Genomic DNA, 17,270 nt, shown 5'->3' on the forward strand with positions numbered 1-17,270 from the left:
GCGTGATCGACCACGGTCGCGGAATTTGCCTTCATCAATTCGGGGTACGTTGAAGGCGAAGCTTTGCCGTCATGCCTCTGCGCCTGCATCGCAGGCGTCGCCAGCCCAAGCTAGATAATGACCATCAAATTGGAAATCTCGACGATGCTAAGAACAACACGCCGGAGTAACGGCGACGGGGATCAATCTGTCTCATCGAAGCGAGGGCGCAAGCCTTTGCCGATCGTGGAACACCCGGTCCCAAAGTTCACAGATTGGGTCGATCCCCCCTCTTTTCGCGAAGCGCTCGTCCTCCATCTGGGGCGTTTTTCCGAGAGCTATTATCAACTCCACCGCTGTATTGTTCGGCCCGGGGAGAAATTTGATCGCGCGACCCTGCAATCGTGGGTCGAGGGACGTCGCACCCCGCAAAGCACGACCAGCCTTGAGCTGCTAACGCGAATTGAGCGGCGCTACGATCTGCCCTTGGGTTACTTCAAATCGAAGCTGCCGAATCCCGCGCGTGCGGCTTCGGGTCTATTGGTGAAGGGGCTGCCGATGGCTGAGCAGCGGCGGCTGGCTTGGCACCTGCCCGATGATTTTAACTCCAGGTCGCTCAAGGAGCAGAAGGAGATCCTGGATTGGGTTCAGAACGTCGTGATCTCCGGCGCCACCGAATATCGCCGCTTTCAGGCTCAAGCCATGAAGCTGCGCTACGCGATCCGGTTTCCTTCTCTGACAGGCAAGCAGATGAGAGCGTCGATTGCGAGCGATGAACTTTGCAATCTCGATGACCAAGCTGACCATATCGGCGTGGTGGATGCGCCGCCTCGTCTGGTGTTGGAGCTGACCGAGCTTATCCGCTTCAAGACCGCCACCCTCACCGACATCGGCTTCCAGCGCATCGGCGTCTGGAACGAGGAAACTACGGCCCAGAAGATCGAGCATTTCGGCCTCATGTTCGGCGCTTTGGCCGCCTCGCCGTCGGGGGCCGTTCATGGGCATGGCGTGCCGCTCAAGGACATCTCGTTCGCCATGCTCATATTTCCGCGCGTTTGGGACTGGTATGTCCAGTGGCGTGAGCGGCGACGCGGCTTCTTCACTCGCTGGGAATGCGACATGCTGCGCAATGCCATGGCGTTGGTCCGTTCCGAGACTGGTTGGCTGCGTCAGCATCCAGAACTTGCTTCACGTCTTGTCCCCGTCGAAGGCCTTATATCGGCTGAGGAAGTCGCAGCTGTGCGTGCCGATTGGCAGAGCGCTTGCGATTTTCTCCATGCGCATGCTGGCGCACGAGTGAAGGAAGTGGAGCGGGTAGCGCGGATCCATCGTGATCCATTTGAGCCGATACTGCCGATCCTGGAGGCGTCGAGTCCGGTGGCGGAATATCTGAAGATTGCCGATGAAATTCTGAAGCTTCGCCCAGACGCGCGGCGGTTTCCGCGTGCGGCCGCGGAAGTGGCTCGCTCATACCTCATCATTCGCCTGGGCCTACATCTTGGATTGCGACAGAAAAACTTGCGGCAGCTGATGGTCTGCCCGCGAGGGCATCTGCCGCGTTCAGAACGGCAGCTCGAGGCTCTGAAGCGCGGTGAAATTCGCTGGAGCGAGCGCGACCATGGCTGGGAAGTTTTTGTGCCTGCTGTTGCGTTCAAGAATGCCCATTCATCCTTCTTCGCCGGCAAGCCCTTTCGGTTGGTCCTGCCCGATCTCGGCGGCCTCTATGACCATATCAGCGCCTATATCGAGCGGCATCGCCTCGCCCTGCTCAATGGTGCGGAGGACCCTGGCACCTTTTTCGTCAAGACGGTTAAGAGGACCAGCCGGGACGCATCATATAACCAGAACACATTTTATGAGGCATGGAGGCTCGTGATCCAACGCTATGGTGTCTTCAATCCATATACTGGGCGGGGCGCGATCAAGGGATTGCTGCCGCATGGGCCGCACAATGTACGGGACGTTCTCGCCACGCACATCCTCAAACATACCGGCTCCTATGAGCAGGCAAGCTATGCCATCCAAGACACGCCGGAGATGGTAGCCAAGCATTATGGGCGCTTCCTACCGCAGGACAAAGCGGCGATGGCCGCTCAGATTCTGAACCGGGTATGGGAAGCTGCTTGAGGTGGAAAAGTGGGGCCGGCTCAGCCGGCCCCAGTAGAAGAACTTGGATCAGCCAAGCCTTCGGGTCGCAACGTGAAACTGCTCGGGATCCTACTGATTCGGATAGGAAGAACGCGACATCATCACCGACACTCGTGCGGTCGCAATTCGCCTTCGGATCCTGCCGCGCAAACCAACCTTGTCAGAAAAATCGATCGTACAGATAATTGCCTGCGATCAGAGCGGCAGCCCCCGCAAGCAGCGCGAATTCTATCCGCACAGGCCAAGGATTGCCCTTGGTTGCGAGATTATCATGCCGGTCTTTCCAGCGATATCGTTGCCGCATGAACGGTGCGTCGCCCAAAAAGCGCCCCGCCGACTGTGACAAGCGGGGCCAGTTGAGGATCGGGAAAAGAGGGCGTCCTCGCGGGACGCCCTTCTCCGTCAGCTCAGCCGACGCTTAGTAGCGCCAGGAGATGCCGAGCGAGAGCTTGTTGTTGTCGACGCGAATGCCGTTCGTGTCGAGATCGCGATTGAGGCCGGCGCTGCCGTAGTCCTCGATCAGATACTCAACCCGGATCGAGGTCTGAGTGCCGATGCGCGTTTCGAGGCCCGCGCCATAAACGAGAGCGTCCTGGGTGTCCTTCTCGGTGAAGGCATCAACGCCGTCGTCGTAGCTCAGCTTGAACTTGGTCGACTGCCAGCCGCCCTTGGCATAAAGGCCGGTGCTGTCGGCGAGCATGAAGCCAAGGCGAGCGCTCGCGCCGAAGGACTCACGGGCGCGGACCTTGCCGCTGATGCTATCGGTGCCGTCATCCAGGCTCACCGACGCGCTCGCGCCCGAATAGTTGGCATTCGCCTCAACGCCGAAGAAAACGCTGTTCGTCAGGGCATAATCGTAGCCGACATAGAGGCCGCCACCGACGCCATTCGCGCTGATGCCGTCTAGGTCGAGGTCAGCAAAGCCGAGATCGGTGCCTTCGGCCTTCACTTCATAGGCATCACGGCTGATCTGTGCGCCGATATACGGACCGGAAAAGGTTTCTGCGTGAGCGGAAGTGGCACCGGCGAATACGGCCAGCGCAGCGATTGCAAGCTTGTTCAATTGATCCCCCTTGGGTTGTTCACGAAATCTTATCGTTACGGTCGCGACCCGAACGGGCATCTAGAAGTCGCTCAAGAACGCGTCAACCCTCTGAATTTGCCTGAATGTTGGGAGCCGATGCCCAGCCTGTAGGATATGCTGGTATCGATTGCGCGAACGTCACTTTGCCTGTTGAGCGATAATTTCATCCATATCAGCCACCGACAACGATGGCCCGATCGACCATAGCGATCCGAAGCGCTTCAATATCGGTCGGGGTGACGATCGACAGGAGCTTGAGAAGAAGGCCGTCTGCGGTTTTCTCAAGCAGCTTGGTGCCGGGGCTCCAATGCTTTTGATCGCGGATGGACCGGAAAAGTCCCTGCCTTTGCATTTTAACGAGAACGCGCTCTATCCACAGCCCGTCGTCAGCTATACATCGCTAAACACCACAGGGGTTTATGTCGCTAAGCCAATTTTACACTCGCTACCAGCCAGTCCTAGACTTCCTGATAGAAGGGAACCCGGCGAGTTTCAAATCTCTTAAGATCGTCGACGAGTCGGGCGGCCAGGCCGCCGTCGAGCGCTTGGCTGCGTCAGAGGATTTCCAAATCTTGGCATCCCAGCTCATGGCGGCCAACCCGTTCGCTGCGATGGGACGTCTCACCGATGAGGTGCGGCATAGCAACTTCCTCGCCTACCTTCTGACGCCTTGGCAAACCCATGGATATGGGACCGATGTGCTGTTTGGCCTTTGTCCGGCGTTTCGAGGCACAGAATCTGCGCCTCCCTCTGATCCCAAAGACATCATCGTGCTTCGCGAGCATGTCGGCGACGAGTTCGCGGTTGTCTCGGATCAGGCCACAGCGTCGAGAGACCGTCCCGGACGGCCGGATGTCATTGTGTATGACCCCATTCTTCGCCGTCTTGCGATCATCGAACTGAAGATTGGTTCAGCTGAGGGCCCCGCTCAGAGGAGGCGCTATCGTCAGTGGGCCACAGAGTTCTTTGCTAAATACTACTCCGACGGCCCCAGCTGGCAATGCAACTTCATTTTCCTTGCGAAGGACGCTGACGCCACAACGACGGTGGCGGAGGGGGTGATGAACGCGCGGCCGTTCGAAATTCCTACTGGCGGCTCGTTCGAATCGGACATCCACGAAGACAGCGTGTGGACTATGGCCCATTACGGCCATGTCACGCAGGTTCTTTCCGCCGTCATTGATCAATCCTCTCCGCGGGCTGGAGACCAGATGGTCAAGGATTACCTTGCCTTCCTCGGCGAGCACGTTTGCCCGTCGCAAGGGCTCTTCAGGCCCATCGTCCAGAAGCTCGTAGCCGAACATCAGGCAGCCCTTGACGCCGTGAGGCAGGAGCGTCGGAAACTTCGCCAGGAAGTGATCACGGCGCTTCAGCCGGCGTTTGAGGATCTCGGCCTACAGATTACCGAGATGAACAACGGTCAATTCACCGGCAACCCGTACAATGCAGTATCGCTAAGCTATGTCCGTAGCGACGATGGCGATCTAGTCGGCTGGGGCGCTGATGCAACGGAACTGACGTGGCAATTTTCTGTCTTCGTGAAGGGAAGCGGAACTGCACTCTGTGCCGAACTTGAAAAAGCAGATGTGGCCAGGCGCGGGACGTGGTCCGAGCGGTTTAGATACAAGGCGCAGCGAGAATCCGCGGGCAAGCGTGTCTTGACGATCAAACTGCCCATGCCGATCCAGCAAAAGCCGTATCCCCTGACGCGCGCGAACCTCCCGTTCTTGGTCGAACACCTCCGCATGAGACTACGGACGAAGGCAAAGTTGCACATAGATCAGGCTCGTCTCTAAAGACCTGTCTGCCGGACCTGCATGCATCGCAGATTCAAGGGGGGAAGCTGGTAATCGCCACATCCCCGCCGGTGGATGCTCCATCGCCATCCCCCCCGAAGCAGACATGCCGGGTCTCTCCCCTGAAGCTGGCAGGAATGACTTGGCTTGGGACTTTCCGGCGTTCCTACGTGGTGCATCGAAAGCGAAGCTTTTTCAGGAGCAGACATCTTTCGCTAGGCTGGACTTTCAGCAGCGCAGCAAGCTTCGATCTGCGTTGGGGCCGTCAGGATGCGTGTCCAGATGCCGTGACGGCTCCAGCGGTTCCAGCGATTGTAGACCGTCATTGATGGACCATGCTAAGCCGGGCAATCGGCCCAACAGCCACCCCACTTGAGTATGTGTATGATGCCCGATATCACCCGACGATCATCGACGCGCCGCGCGCCGGATTCAGTTGGCCATCTCGCTGTAACGTTCGCCAAATTCGGCGAGTTCAGGATCTGAGCAGACGACGATGATATGACTGCCAGCGGGATGACGCTTCAGGCGGGTAAGCGCGGCGTAAATCCCGGCGCGGGTTTCGTTGCCGCGGGAGCTAGCGATGTAGACCACGAGCAGGCGCGTTTCCCAGCCCTTGAAGCTGTGGAAGGTTGTGGCTTTGATGCGTGGCTGCCCCATCCAGAACGCCATCTTAAGGCGACCTTCTATCGCCTTGTCGTGGTCGTAGGTGTGGGCGATATTGTGCCTGTATCCCGTGTATGTTTCCAATTCGCCGACCACCTTCCGACCATGATCAATAGTATCGCATAAAAAAACGATGTCGGTGTTGGACGTGCCATTGTCCTTTATGTTGAACTTCATCTGATGCACCGCATAGGTGCACTTCGCGATGGCCTCTTGCTCGGAACATTGGATCCAGCGAACCGAGCTTCGGTCGAGTTCGAGGCTGCCCTGGTCGGGTTCGGCCAAGTCGCGGGTGGCGGCAGGGAGGAACTGCGTGGCGAAGTCGCTGGCAAGGCGCAAAGCATCTGACGGGACGCGGTAGCCGAGTTTGAGTTGTGACCAGGCCCCCTCGAACCCGGCACCCGACATCGCTTCTTCGGTCCAGTTACTAGCTGTGCCGTAAACGTCCTGGGTGACATCGGCGACCAGCACCATTTCCCCGCCCGGGCGGCAGATTTCGCGCAGGGCAGCCCACCAGTGCGGCAGGAAGTCCTGCCCCTCGTCGACAAGCACGGCATCGGACTGTTCAAACCGGCTGACAGCCTTGGCGGCCTCCCTGGCAAGGCGTGGTACCTGGTCATTCAGTATCGGGCCGCTGATCGCGCTGATCCTCCGCTTCTTCTCCCTGCCATCAAGACCGGGGGTGCCTTGTATTGCGGCGATTGGTGCCATGATTGCAGCATATCGATCGAGAAACCCTCGATGCTCGATCCGTCGGTCTTGGCAGACATCCTTGCACCACTCGTGGAAATGCGTGAACGTCACGTGTCTCATGGGGTCCGGCACGGATCTGCCACTCCTCACGAGGTCTTGCAGACCACGCACGATCATGTCGCGCAAGTAGTGCCAGAGCGTGACGTTGAACGAGACGACGAGGACCGCTTTGCCCTCGCTGGCGAGCCGGGCGGCGCGGGCGGCCAGCACGACCGATTTGCCCGATCCTGCGGGCCCCCTGATGCGGCGATAGCCCGATCGGGTGCGCGTCTCGGCTAGGGTGCGTTGGTGACTGTCCATGACTAGCGGCTCTCGCTGTGTCTTCCCAAAATCGGGTTCAACGAGCCATTTCCGCAAGTCATCGGCGTGAGCGGGCCGCATGACGGGGCGCTTTTCGGGGTTGAGCAGCGGCATCCAGCGCTGCAAACCCTCTGCCGTCAGGTCTTCCATCCCAGCGACGGGGAACCAGTGGTCGCGGCTCTGCGGCTCCTTGTTCTTCAGGAATGGTGTTTGCAGTTCGAGGACCCGGTCGCGCGGGGCGAACGGGAAGATCACGATGGGGGTGACTGCGCCGTATCCAGCCCGCTCGGGCAAGCGCGGGCAGTAGATGTTGAAGATTTCCCTCTTGTATTTCCGGATCGTGGCGAACGGGTTCGGGATGGCAAATTCTTGGCCATCTTTCCGGGCGCAGAGTTCGTGGTGCCCATTGTCACGGGATTTGACGAAGTAGCCCATCGCGTTGAGGTCCCAGTCCTTCACCTCGATCACGACGATGCCGACATTAGGATTCAGGATAACGAAATCTGGACGCAAGCCGTTCAGGTGGGGCTGAAGGTAAATCTCCCAAGCCTCGTCCAGTTCGCGATCGAGCAGGTCGAAGACCCGGCGCTCGCCAGCGGTCAGCGGCTGCCTGAGACCTTCGAGCACGTGCCGGGGAGGATCGACGATACGGGACATGGGCGACCTTTTCGAGCAGTAGAGAGGGTGACATTCCAAAACCCTTTATCGAACGTTTGCTGATTGTTTTCGCTTGTTGCTCTCGCCCGAAGCACGCCGTCGTGGTGCCTCCGGCCCCGGAGCGAGCCGGGTTAGTGAATCCACGCGGTGGTGACGACGTGGCCGTTTTCGGCCACGACCACGTATGCGTTGCGGGCGCGCTCAAGTCGGCGCGAGTCCGCCCCCATCTGCGCAACGAACCGCCGCCAGGTGCGATCGGTGAAGGCATAGCTGAAGCATCCCCCACCTGCGTGGCGCTCCTCGCCAAAGTCGATGACGGCATCGATGATGTCCGGTGACATGCTGCGTTGCTGGCTGCGCAGCGCCGCGTGTTTGCTGAGTTTCGTGCCCGAGACGGCGCACGAGGCGAGACGGCGGCGATCAAACGGGTTCACTTGCTGCCTCCCTCGAACGCAGCCTTTGATGCGGCACGATGGGCCTGAAGTTCGTCGAACCGCTCGACGTCGGCATTAGTGCAAGGGTAAACGGGTTCGGGCTTATGGCCGAACGGTCGGGGCAGGACGAAACGGCCGGGGTACCGCGCATCGTCAAGAAAGCGGGCTTCTGCGAAGGGATTGGCGCGGGCCTCTTCGATCATCTTGTCTGAATAGTAGGCGGGATACCAGTTCGCCGGATGGCAAAGCGCGGCCGTCAATTCCTCGTATTCTTGCGCCCATTCGGGATGTTCCCGTTCGTAGCCCTGGCGCCACAGATCGAGCCTTGCCTGACTTGCTCGCCGCCGGTCTTCGAGCATCGCGCGGTGCGCGGCCGCTTGGTCGGCCAGATCCTTGCGAATGAGCTCGGCCAGCTGGTTCAGGTCGCCCTTGCTCGCAATCTGGGCCTTGTCGATGCTGGTGGAGAAGCGCAACTCGCCGCGGACCAGCCTGCGGATGATTTCCGGATCTCCCTCGGCGACGAGATCGAGCAGGGCAACGTGGGGATTGAAGCCGTCGGCGTCGGGTACATGGCCCGGCCAGTCTTGTTGCCACATGTCGACACTGACACGATTGTCGGCCTGTGCGACCATCCGGCTCAAAGCCTCCCAGAACAGATTGCGCGCGATGGCCGTGGAGCCATGCTCGGGTTCGAGCCCGAAGCATTTGTGATCATTGGCTGCCTTGCAATCGAGGTCCAGACCTTCGACTTCGTCCAGGCTCCCACACCGCTCGATGCGGATGCCCCGGTTCCTCGCTTCGCGCTCCTGCGCCGCGACGAAGGCATCGTCATCGGCGGGGATCTGGAGCGCCCGGGCCGCGACGGTCGCAAACAGGATCGGCGCCAGTTCAAGGATCTGGGTCTGGGAAACGTTGAAGACCAGCTTCATGGCCGCGTAGGCATTGTGCGACGCCGCCGACACTCGGCCCGAAACGATGACGCCTTCCATGCTATCCGCAAAATCCGGGTCGAAGTCCTTAAGGCTGCAACCAAGAGCTTCGGCTAGCTTAAGGATGGAAGCGGGCTTGGGAATCTGGTGGCCATTGGCCCAGCGGCTGATCGAGCGGACGTCGAACGAAGTTCTTTCGGCCAGCTGTTTCTGGCTGACCCCGCAGGCCTTCATTTTCTCGCTTAAAAGTTCTGCCTTGAATGCCATGTTGCATCTTCCTTTGATTGGTACGATGCCGGTTGTAAGTCAACGCGCAGGGCTTTTTCAGCCGGTAAATTTTGTCCTTCAGCGTTGAAGGCATGGCAAAAAACAGCGTTATTTTTTTGCCAGCTGCTTTTATGAGACAAAATAAGGGACAAAATTTGTCAAGGCCACCGTTGTGGGCAGTTCTACCAAGCGCCTTCACAAGTCAGCCGCAGGTCTTGAGGGCGAATCGGGCTGCTCGATCGGGAAACAGGGCGAGCGGTCCGGCAGGCGGGCCGCCCGGCGCGCAGCGTTGACCCCCTCCAACATAGCAGCGGGGCCATATTTCATCGCCATGCGCGGTAATAGCGCCGGCCAGGCTACCGTCGCCACCATGTCATGAAGCGGGCGAGGGCGATCACGCCTTTGTCGCGACGTAGCAGGCTACATTACCTCGCATGAAATCGGCATGGCCAACTTGATCTATATTTCAAACCCCTCGTCTCGCTCGAAGGGCGAAGTACGTCCGCAGAATGCCGAAACCGCCTCGAAAGCCGCGCGAAACCGCAGAATCGGCAGGAAATCGACAAGCCGACAACGCCTGGGCGTCCGCCATCAGTTCCATCACCCCGAAATCACCGGTTCTTCGAGGCGTTTAAATGCCGGGTTCCGGCGTTTTCGGACATTCAAGCGCCCGCTGCCGAACGGCGTGACCTGGTGGGGAACCGACTCCGCTGGTCAGACCACGCTCATTATGGGCGGGAGGCTCGATCAGCCGTGAGAGTTGATAATTGTAAATCAATGGAAATCGTGGCTGCGGATCGGCACCATATCTTCGTCTGGTTTGTCCTTGGTATGAAAGGAAGGTGACGCGAGTGTGCGGCCATATGGGAAGCCGGGGTAGCGCGGATCAGGGCCGCCGCCATGGCTTGCGCCATCGCCGCGACCCGGCGCCATCTTGAACTCGGCTCGCCCAATCGACCGCAGCATCTCATCATGATCGGTGATCCGATCACAGATGATATGGATGACCTCGCCCTCTTTCTGCAGCCGTCCCCGCATGGCGATCATGGATGCGGACATCACCTGTCGGCGATAGACCTCGAACTTGTTCGGCCAGAGGATGCCGTTGGCAACCCCGGTCTCGTCCTCGATCGTGACGAACAGCACACCCTTTGCCGATCCTGGCCGCTGCCGCACGAGGATGACGCCGGCTACCTCGATATTGCGCCCGTCACGGATCGATCGAAGATCGGCGCAGCGCACGATCCGCATGTCGTTGAGCTGAGGGCGGAGGAAGCTGAGTGGATGATCGCGCAGCGACAGCTGGAGCGAGCGATAGTCCTCCACCACCTCACGGCCCTCGGTCATCGGCTGTAGCACAACAGGGGCCTCAAGGCCTTCCGGCGAGAACTTGCCTTCTCGCTGATCAGCGGCGGCAAAGAGGGGGAGGGGGGCTTCACCCAGGCCCTTGACTTTCCACAATCCCTGCCGCCGATCCTGCGCGATGCAGGAAAAAGCATCAGCTTCCGCCAGCCGCTCGATTGCGGCGCGCGGCACGCCCGCGCGGCGCCAGACCTCCTCGACACTTTCGAACGGCGCGGGGCCGCGCGCGCCAACGATCGCCGCGCCATGAATGTTGGCAAGGCCGCGCACTTGCCGAAATCCCAGGCGCACGGCTTTGTAGCTTCCGCGCGCTGGTTCGAGCGTACAGTCCCAATGGCTGTGATTGATCGAGACCGGCCGCACCTCTACGCCGTGGTTGCGGGCGTCGCGCACGATCTGCGCCGGGGCATAGAAGCCCATCGGCTGGGCATTTAGCAGCGCGGCGCAGAACACGTCGGGATGATGATGCTTCATCCAGGAGGAGGCATAGGCGATCTTGGCGAAGCTCGCGGCATGGCTTTCGGGGAAGCCATAGCTGCCAAAGCCCTCGATCTGCTTGAAGGTGCGCTCGGCGAAGTCCTTCGGGTAGCCGCGCGACACCATGCCGTTTACCAGCTTGTCGTAGAAATGGCTGACGCCGCCGGTCAGCTTGAACGTCGCCATGGCGCGGCGCAGCTGGTCGGCCTCGGCCGGCGTGAACCCGGCGCCGACGATCGCGACCTTCATCGCTTGCTCTTGGAACAGCGGCACGCCCAGCGTCTTCTCGAGCACGGCACGGAGTTCGGGCTTGGGGTATTCCGGCTTTTCCTTTCCTTCCCGCCGCCTGAGGTACGGATGGACCATATCACCCTGGATGGGTCCGGGCCGGACGATCGCCACCTCAATCACCAGATCGTAGAATTCCTTCGGCTTGATCCGGGGCAGCATCGACATTTGCGCCCGGCTCTCGATCTGGAATACGCCCAGCGTGTCGGCGCGCTGGATCATGGCATAGACGTCGGGGTCATCATTCTGGAGGTCGGCCATGCCGACCCTGATCCCCTTATGCTCCTCCAGCAGGTTAAAGGCGCGGTTCATGCAGCCGAGCATGCCAAGGCCCAGCACATCGACCTTCATGAATTTGAGGGCATCGATATCATTCTTGTCCCACTCGATGATCTGCCGGTCCTCCATACGGGCCGGCTCGATCGGCACCAGATCGTCGAGCCGGTCCTGGGTCAGGACAAAACCGCCGGGATGCTGGGAGAGATGACGCGGCGTGCCGATGAGCTGGCGGGAAAGCTCCAGCGTGAGTTTTAGCCGATGATCGTCGGCATTGAGGTTGAGGCTCTCGATCTGCTCGTCCGTGATCCCGTCCATGGACCAGCCCCAAACCAGCCCGGTCAGCATCTTGGTGAGGTCGCGCGGCAGTCCCAAGGCCTTCCCGACCTCGGCCACTGCGCCACGGGTGCGATAGCGGGTGACCACGGCGGTCAGCGCCGATCGGGTGCGGCCATAGGTCTCATAGATCCACTGGATGATCTCTTCGCGCCGCTCGTGCTCGAAGTCGACGTCGATATCGGGCGGCTCCTTGCGCTCGCCGGAGACAAAGCGCTCGAACAGTAGCTCATGCTGGATCGGATCGATCGAGGTGATGCCGAGCATATAGCAGACGCAGCTGTTCGCCGCCGAGCCGCGCCCCTGGCAGAGAATGCCGCGTCGTCGGCTTTCGGCGACAATCGCATTGACGGTCAGGAAATAGGGCGCATAGCCGAGCTGGTCGATCAGCCGCAGCTCATGATCGATCTGGTCGCGATACGCTTTGGGCAGCCCGCTCGGCAACATCCGTTGGGCCGCTGCATCCGTGAGCGCCGCCAAGGCCTGCTGCGCGGTGCGCCCCTCCATCACCTGCTCATAGGGATATTGATACTGGATCTCGCCAAGATCGAAGCGGCACTCAGCGGCGATATCGGCGCTGGCCTGGATCGCGTCGGGAAAGGCGGCGAAGCGTCGCTCCATTTCCTCTGGCGACTTCAGGTTGCGGTCCATATGGCGCTCGCGTCTGAAGCCGAGCCCATCGATGGTGGTCTTCTCGCGGATCGCGGTCATGACATCCTGGAGCGGCCGGGCGTCGGGGGTGTGATAGAGTATGTCGCCCGTGGCGACGCTGCGCACGCCAGCCCGACGCGCCATGGCATTAAGCGCGTGGATACGAGCGAGGTCATCCGGGCGCCGGCGCAGCGACAGCGCCATATAGGCGCCGCCGCCGAAGACGTTCCGTAGATCCGAGAGGTTGGCAAGCGTCGCGCTGTCAGGCAGGTCCGGCACCAGGATGGCGATCATGCCCTCGGCATGGTTAGCGACATCGGACCAGTCGAGCATGCAGCAGCCCTTGCCGCCGCGCGCCTTGCCGACGGAGAGCAAGCGCGTCAGCCTGCTCCACGCTGAGCGGTCTGTCGGATAGAGCAGCAAGGCCCGACCATCGGTGAGATTGACGCGAGCGCCGGCGATCATACGAACTTGAGTCGCTTTCTGCGCCTCCCAGCCACGCACCACGCCTGCGACGCTTCCCCAGTCCGCAAGCCCTAAAGCTTTGTGACTGAGCAGGGCGGCAGCGGAGAAAAGCTGTTCGGGCGAGGAGGCGCCGCGAAGGAACGAGAAATGGCTCGTCACCTGTAGCTCGACGTAGCGGGCCATCAGCCGAAGATCCCGTGCATGTACCAGCTTAGATTGCCGGTCTGCTCATCGACGCCATCACCACGGCGGAACAGCCAGAAACGCTCGCCGCCGGTTGCTTCGACCCGGAAATAGTCCCGAACCGCCCACATCTCGCGGGCGTTGCGCCACCACTCGCCATGGATGCGTTCCGGGCCGTCTCCTGCGATGACACGATAGTCGGTCCGACGCCAGGTGAAGCGGCGGGGCGGATGATCGGGTAGCAGCGCCACGACATGGGAGAGAAGCTCAGGCTTTTTGAGCATCCGCACGGGCCGCTTCCAACCCGGCCAGCCAAGAGGCCTGGCGAGCGGCTCCATCCGCCTGACCGCGCGTTCGGGTACATCGCTTTCATGAGAGGAAAGGCGGAAGGGGGCGTCGGGTTCGATCCGCCCAGCAAGTTGATCGACCAGCGGCGCGATGTCGGGCGCGCGATCGCTGGCCCCAAGCTCGGCTTCCAGCGTCTGCGCCTTCAACTCCTCCACTCGAGGCGTGGTGAGCGACATCGCCTCGATGCCAAGACCCGGATCGATCTTTTCGACCCGCATCGCGAGCATCCGCTTCACATGTCTGGGCTCGCGCGTGGCGCGCGCAGTGCCGATCGCGATCCGTTGCTCCGTACCATCGACGATCAGGCAGGTGAGATGCGCCGTGCGCAGCCCCATGCCGCGCTCCTGTAGGATGATGACCAGATCATCGACGAGATCGCCGATCACCTGGGTGATGGCTTCGGCGGTGCCGATGGGTTCGAGCAATCGCCGCTCCACGCGCGGCGCCTCGAATGGCACGACCGGGACGATCGGTTCCGCTAATATTCCGCGCGCCTGGTCGAGCCGCCGGACGGTGGCGAGTCCGAGGCGCTTGGCCAGCGGGCCGCGTGGCATAGGATAGAGATCAGCGATCCGCTCAAGGCCGAAGCGCGCGGCCGACATCAGTGCCTCGGGTTCGAGCCGCAGAGCTGCGAGTGGCAGATCGGCGATCGCCTGGGTCTCTGTGCCGGGCGGCAGCAGGGTGATGGCCTTGCCGCCATAGCGCGCCAGCGCATGGGCGGCGCCAGGCGTACCGGCGATGGCGATGCTGGCGGTAAAGCCCAGGCGCCCGAGGAAGCGCAGCAGCCGTCGGCAGAAGCGTGCCTCACCTCCGAAGAGGTGGGTGGTGCCGGTGAGATCCAGCCACAGTCCGTCTTTGCCTGACCGGCAGGCTGTCGGCGTCCAATGACCGACTGCGTGGAGCGCCAGGCGCTCGAGCCAGGCCCGATCGGCATCCGGATCTGCGTCGCGAACCTCAAGGTTGGTCACGAGCGCGCGGGCGTGCGCGGCCGCCATGCCGGGACGCAGGCCAAGCTCAAGCGCCACCGGGCAGGCGGCGGTCACCACGTCACGCTGCCCTGTCCGGGCGATCAGGATCGTGGGCTGTCCCCATAGCGTCGTCCATGTAAGAGCGGGGGCCGAGCGGATGCCGGCGGCGCCCTCATCAGCCGGCATGGCTTTAAAGGGATGCTCCGCCGACTCGCTGCGACGGCCCATTTCGCGCATGGTCGGCCGCTGGTGCGCGGGCAGGGCGTCAATCTCGCTCTGGCTTGGGCGCTGGGCATCATCCCGCGCCCAACGCGCGCCGGGCCGCCAGCCACCGCCGCGGGGCACCGAACAGGCTCCTGGATTGTCGTCGATCGGTCCTGCAAAGCGCGGAGCGAGCGACGGGCCAGCGGGCTCAGGCCGCTTGGCTGGCCGCTCCGACCGCCGCAGGCGCTCTATGGGCAGCTGCGGCAGGTAGAGCGAGGCGACCCTGATCATCGCACGCGTCCAGTTCGAGGGAGAAGGGATTGCCGTTTCGCTGACGGACGAGCTCGACCGACCAGCGCGCGCGTCCGACCCCGGGATGGGGAAGACGCGCCGAAGGCACGCAGCCGATCCGCCAACGGGTCATGGCGGAGGAGAGGCCGCTCAAGGGGCAGCGATCACGGACACGATAGCGGCGGTAGAGCAGCATTGGCGTCTTGCCGTCAGAGGCCGCGAGCTGCAGCCGCCGGGTCGCGGTCTGGTCGGCTGACTTTACCTCAGCGATCACGCAGGCGAGCGAGCCGTCGCGCAGGGCGTCCTCGGTCATGGCGAGGACGGCGCTGTCGCTCGTGCCCTGCGCATAGAGAAGCTTATCCGGGCCAAGCCCTACCTGCTCAAGCCCGGGCGCATAGAGATCGAACCTGGTGAGCGCCCAGAAGACCGTGAAGCCGGGCTGAGTTGCAAAACGGGCGGCGATGCCGGCCGCGAACAGCGTCGCGGCAGCGTCATCGCTGAGCGTCGCAGACGCGGCGGCAATCTCGTGCAAGGCTGCGCCATCCAACCCACGATCGGCTAGGCGCTGGTCGATCGCGTCGATGCCGAAGGGCAGGGCAGGCCCCCGCGCGGCGCGCGCCTGCGTGAGTTCCGCCAGTAGGGCGGCAAGAGGAGTGGTGGCGCGGGGCCGGTCAGATGTGGAAGCGGGGCAAATCATGGGAACATATCGACTCAGATGTTCCCTTTATGTTCCGTTCGGCCGGGCGATTCGTCAAGCGGATGAATCGCCATTTTTCCTCCGCCCGTCTTCAGATGGATCAGTCTGCAAGCATTTGCAGAGTCGCCGGGTCGCGCTCTCCGTCGAACCAGCGGTCCAATGCGCCCGCGAACGACGGACATGGCTGCGCCGCTTCGAACAGGGTTAGCGATGAGCGCAGCTTCATGGCGTCCACGCTACCGAACACGGCGACGGGGTCATCAGTGGCCAGTTGCTGTAGCGCTTCAACACATTCGCGATAGCGCGGGCCAAGCAGGTCGTGATCAAGAAAGGCGCGGGCTTCGTCGATCGACGCGATGCCATAATAATGGGCGGTCGGACTTTGCCCCAGGCCCCGCAGCTGCGGGAAAATGTACCACATCCAGTGCGAGCGCTTCGCTCCAGCCCGGATCTCCGCCAATGCGGTGGCGTAGCTATTTTCCTGCGCCTCGACGAAGCGGGCGAGGGTGGCATCGGTGGTCATCAGAGCAGCGCTCTCTGCGCTGGCGGCGAGCCGTAGACTTGGGTGACGGGCAAGGTACCTTGTGGCAGCCAGCGCAGCACCTGCCCAGCGGGCACGCTCGGATCGAGCCAGTCGACCCATTGCTCGCGGGTGAGGGGGATGATCTGCCTATGATGGTAGGGCGCCACGTCCGGTCCCGCGTCCATGGTGAGCATAGTGAAGGCTTCGCCCACCGGGCTCTCCCGCCAGATGCCCGCGATGCAGAAGCAGCGATGATCGGCCATGGTGAAGAGCCATTTGTCGAGCCGCTTCTGCTTGGGATCCGCGGGATCTGTAAACTCGTAGAAGCCGTCGGCCAGGATGAGGCAGCGGTGAGAGGTGAACTCGCGCCCCTCTGAGCGGAAATTATAGACCGGCTTGCCCTTCGTGCCCGGCCAGCTCCATCGTCGGTTGACCAGCTCCCCTGTACCCCGTTCGCCCTCCACCGATCGAACGATCGGCGCCATGTCGGTCATCTTGATGTCCTCGCGCGCGGGCACGTTGGGCTTACCCTCGGGCATCTTGATCTTGATTTTGAGATCCTCGAAATCCTCGGCGATTGAGGCGATGTCGACCTCCAGCCTATAATCGTTGCACATCGCTCCTCCTTCTTGGCCGCGCTTGCTCCCGGTCATCCGGCAAACCGGATTGATTGGAGGTTTGGCGTACGCTGGTACATCAACGCAGGACCAGTCCGACCGGTTCGCCTCGGCAGTGGCTTCGTCCTTGTGCAGTCGATGTCAAAGCCACTGCACCTTGTATGTCGCATTTTCTGACGCTATCTTGCGTCAAGATTACTGTGTCAGGAAGTGTTATGGACCTGTTAGAATATGCCGATCACGGACTTTTTGCTCCGAGTAAGATCGCGGCAGCATTCCGCACGACCAGCGAGGAGGTTGCCCGCTCGGCCGGCTTGGGTCGTGACGCTGTACAGCGCAAAGAGCGCTTGCGTTCCGATAAAACGCAGCGCCGCCTGAGGGAAATGATCGAGGTGATCACCAAAACCAGCCCGCGCTTCGGATCCCCTCTCATCGCCTATGCCTGGTACAGGTCGGAGCCACTGCCGGGATTCTCCGGCCAGACGGCCATGCAACTCGTGCAGGATGGCAGGGCGAGCGAGGTGCTGGAATATATCGACGCTGTCGACGCAGGCGTTTACGCCTGACTGCG

At 61.6% G+C, this 17,270-nt stretch carries 15 protein-coding genes; 5 read left to right on the top strand and 10 right to left on the bottom strand.

Going from position 1 to position 17,270, the window contains the following annotated elements:
- Positions 1-537 precede the first annotated feature (537 nt).
- On the top strand, positions 538-2,106 hold the full coding sequence (locus EP837_RS08685) for a hypothetical protein (RefSeq protein ID WP_225870520.1): 1,569 nt from the start codon (positions 538-540) through the stop codon (positions 2,104-2,106).
- Between the two features lie 439 nt (positions 2,107-2,545).
- Here the strand turns inward: EP837_RS08685 and EP837_RS08690 are convergent, their stop codons facing one another.
- Positions 2,546-3,190, bottom strand: coding sequence for an outer membrane protein (locus EP837_RS08690; RefSeq protein ID WP_066526484.1), 645 nt, complete (start codon positions 3,188-3,190; stop codon positions 2,546-2,548).
- Between the two features lie 193 nt (positions 3,191-3,383).
- A complete protein-coding gene (locus tag EP837_RS08695; RefSeq protein ID WP_066526485.1) occupies positions 3,384-3,563 on the bottom strand; it encodes a hypothetical protein in 180 nt (59 codons plus the stop codon).
- A 67-nt stretch (positions 3,564-3,630) separates the two neighbouring features.
- Between EP837_RS08695 and EP837_RS08700 the strand changes: the two genes are divergently transcribed.
- Positions 3,631-5,007: a PD-(D/E)XK nuclease family protein gene (locus tag EP837_RS08700; protein WP_066526488.1), complete on the top strand. Its 1,377-nt coding sequence runs from the start codon at positions 3,631-3,633 to the stop codon at positions 5,005-5,007.
- Between the two features lie 432 nt (positions 5,008-5,439).
- Here the strand turns inward: EP837_RS08700 and EP837_RS08705 are convergent, their stop codons facing one another.
- The 3 genes from EP837_RS08705 to EP837_RS08715 form a co-directional block, all read right to left on the bottom strand.
- Entirely contained in the window at positions 5,440-7,383 is a 1,944-nt protein-coding gene (locus EP837_RS08705) for a nuclease-related domain-containing DEAD/DEAH box helicase (RefSeq protein WP_066526490.1), read from the bottom strand.
- A gap of 131 nt (positions 7,384-7,514) precedes the next feature.
- Positions 7,515-7,817: a DUF4258 domain-containing protein gene (locus EP837_RS08710; RefSeq protein WP_066526492.1), complete on the bottom strand. Its 303-nt coding sequence runs from the start codon at positions 7,815-7,817 to the stop codon at positions 7,515-7,517.
- Entirely contained in the window at positions 7,814-8,980 is a 1,167-nt protein-coding gene (locus EP837_RS08715) for a helix-turn-helix domain-containing protein (protein WP_225870596.1), read from the bottom strand. The genes EP837_RS08710 and EP837_RS08715 overlap by 4 nt, the downstream gene beginning before the upstream one ends.
- Here EP837_RS08715 and EP837_RS21540 point away from each other — a divergent pair.
- The gene (locus EP837_RS21540; RefSeq protein ID WP_225870610.1) at positions 8,871-9,101 is read left to right on the top strand and encodes a hypothetical protein; all 231 of its coding nucleotides are present in this window, start codon (positions 8,871-8,873) and stop codon (positions 9,099-9,101) included. The genes EP837_RS08715 and EP837_RS21540 overlap by 110 nt on opposite strands.
- A 357-nt stretch (positions 9,102-9,458) precedes the next feature.
- Positions 9,459-9,770 (top strand): hypothetical protein, encoded by a 312-nt coding sequence (locus EP837_RS20945; RefSeq protein WP_156518448.1) that lies wholly within the window; start codon positions 9,459-9,461, stop codon positions 9,768-9,770.
- A 17-nt stretch (positions 9,771-9,787) separates the two neighbouring features.
- On the opposite strand, the gene EP837_RS08720 is transcribed toward EP837_RS20945, so the two are convergent.
- The 5 genes from EP837_RS08720 to EP837_RS08740 all read right to left on the bottom strand — a co-directional run bounded on the left by EP837_RS08720 (position 9,788) and on the right by EP837_RS08740 (position 16,699).
- A complete protein-coding gene (locus EP837_RS08720; protein ID WP_066526496.1) occupies positions 9,788-13,051 on the bottom strand; it encodes an error-prone DNA polymerase in 3,264 nt (1,087 codons plus the stop codon).
- On the bottom strand, positions 13,051-14,862 hold the full coding sequence (locus EP837_RS08725; protein ID WP_082919585.1) for a DUF6504 family protein: 1,812 nt from the start codon (positions 14,860-14,862) through the stop codon (positions 13,051-13,053). Before EP837_RS08725 ends, EP837_RS08720 begins: the two co-directional genes overlap by 1 nt.
- Positions 14,780-15,559, bottom strand: a complete 780-nt coding sequence (locus tag EP837_RS08730; RefSeq protein WP_082919586.1) for an ImuA family protein — start codon at positions 15,557-15,559, stop codon at positions 14,780-14,782. Before EP837_RS08730 ends, EP837_RS08725 begins: the two co-directional genes overlap by 83 nt.
- A 100-nt stretch (positions 15,560-15,659) precedes the next feature.
- Complete coding sequence (locus tag EP837_RS08735) at positions 15,660-16,082, bottom strand: DUF1810 domain-containing protein (RefSeq protein ID WP_066526497.1); 423 nt, start codon at positions 16,080-16,082, stop codon at positions 15,660-15,662.
- Positions 16,082-16,699, bottom strand: a complete 618-nt coding sequence (locus EP837_RS08740) for an SOS response-associated peptidase (RefSeq protein WP_066529046.1) — start codon at positions 16,697-16,699, stop codon at positions 16,082-16,084. Before EP837_RS08740 ends, EP837_RS08735 begins: the two co-directional genes overlap by 1 nt.
- 215 nt (positions 16,700-16,914) lie before the next feature.
- On the opposite strand from EP837_RS08740, the gene EP837_RS08745 reads away from it, so the two are divergent.
- Complete coding sequence (locus tag EP837_RS08745) at positions 16,915-17,265, top strand: MbcA/ParS/Xre antitoxin family protein (RefSeq protein WP_066526500.1); 351 nt, start codon at positions 16,915-16,917, stop codon at positions 17,263-17,265.
- The last annotated feature ends 5 nt before the right edge of the window (positions 17,266-17,270 follow it).

Source organism: Sphingobium sp. EP60837, from assembly GCF_001658005.1.
Classification (GTDB): domain Bacteria; phylum Pseudomonadota; class Alphaproteobacteria; order Sphingomonadales; family Sphingomonadaceae; genus Sphingobium; species Sphingobium tyrosinilyticum.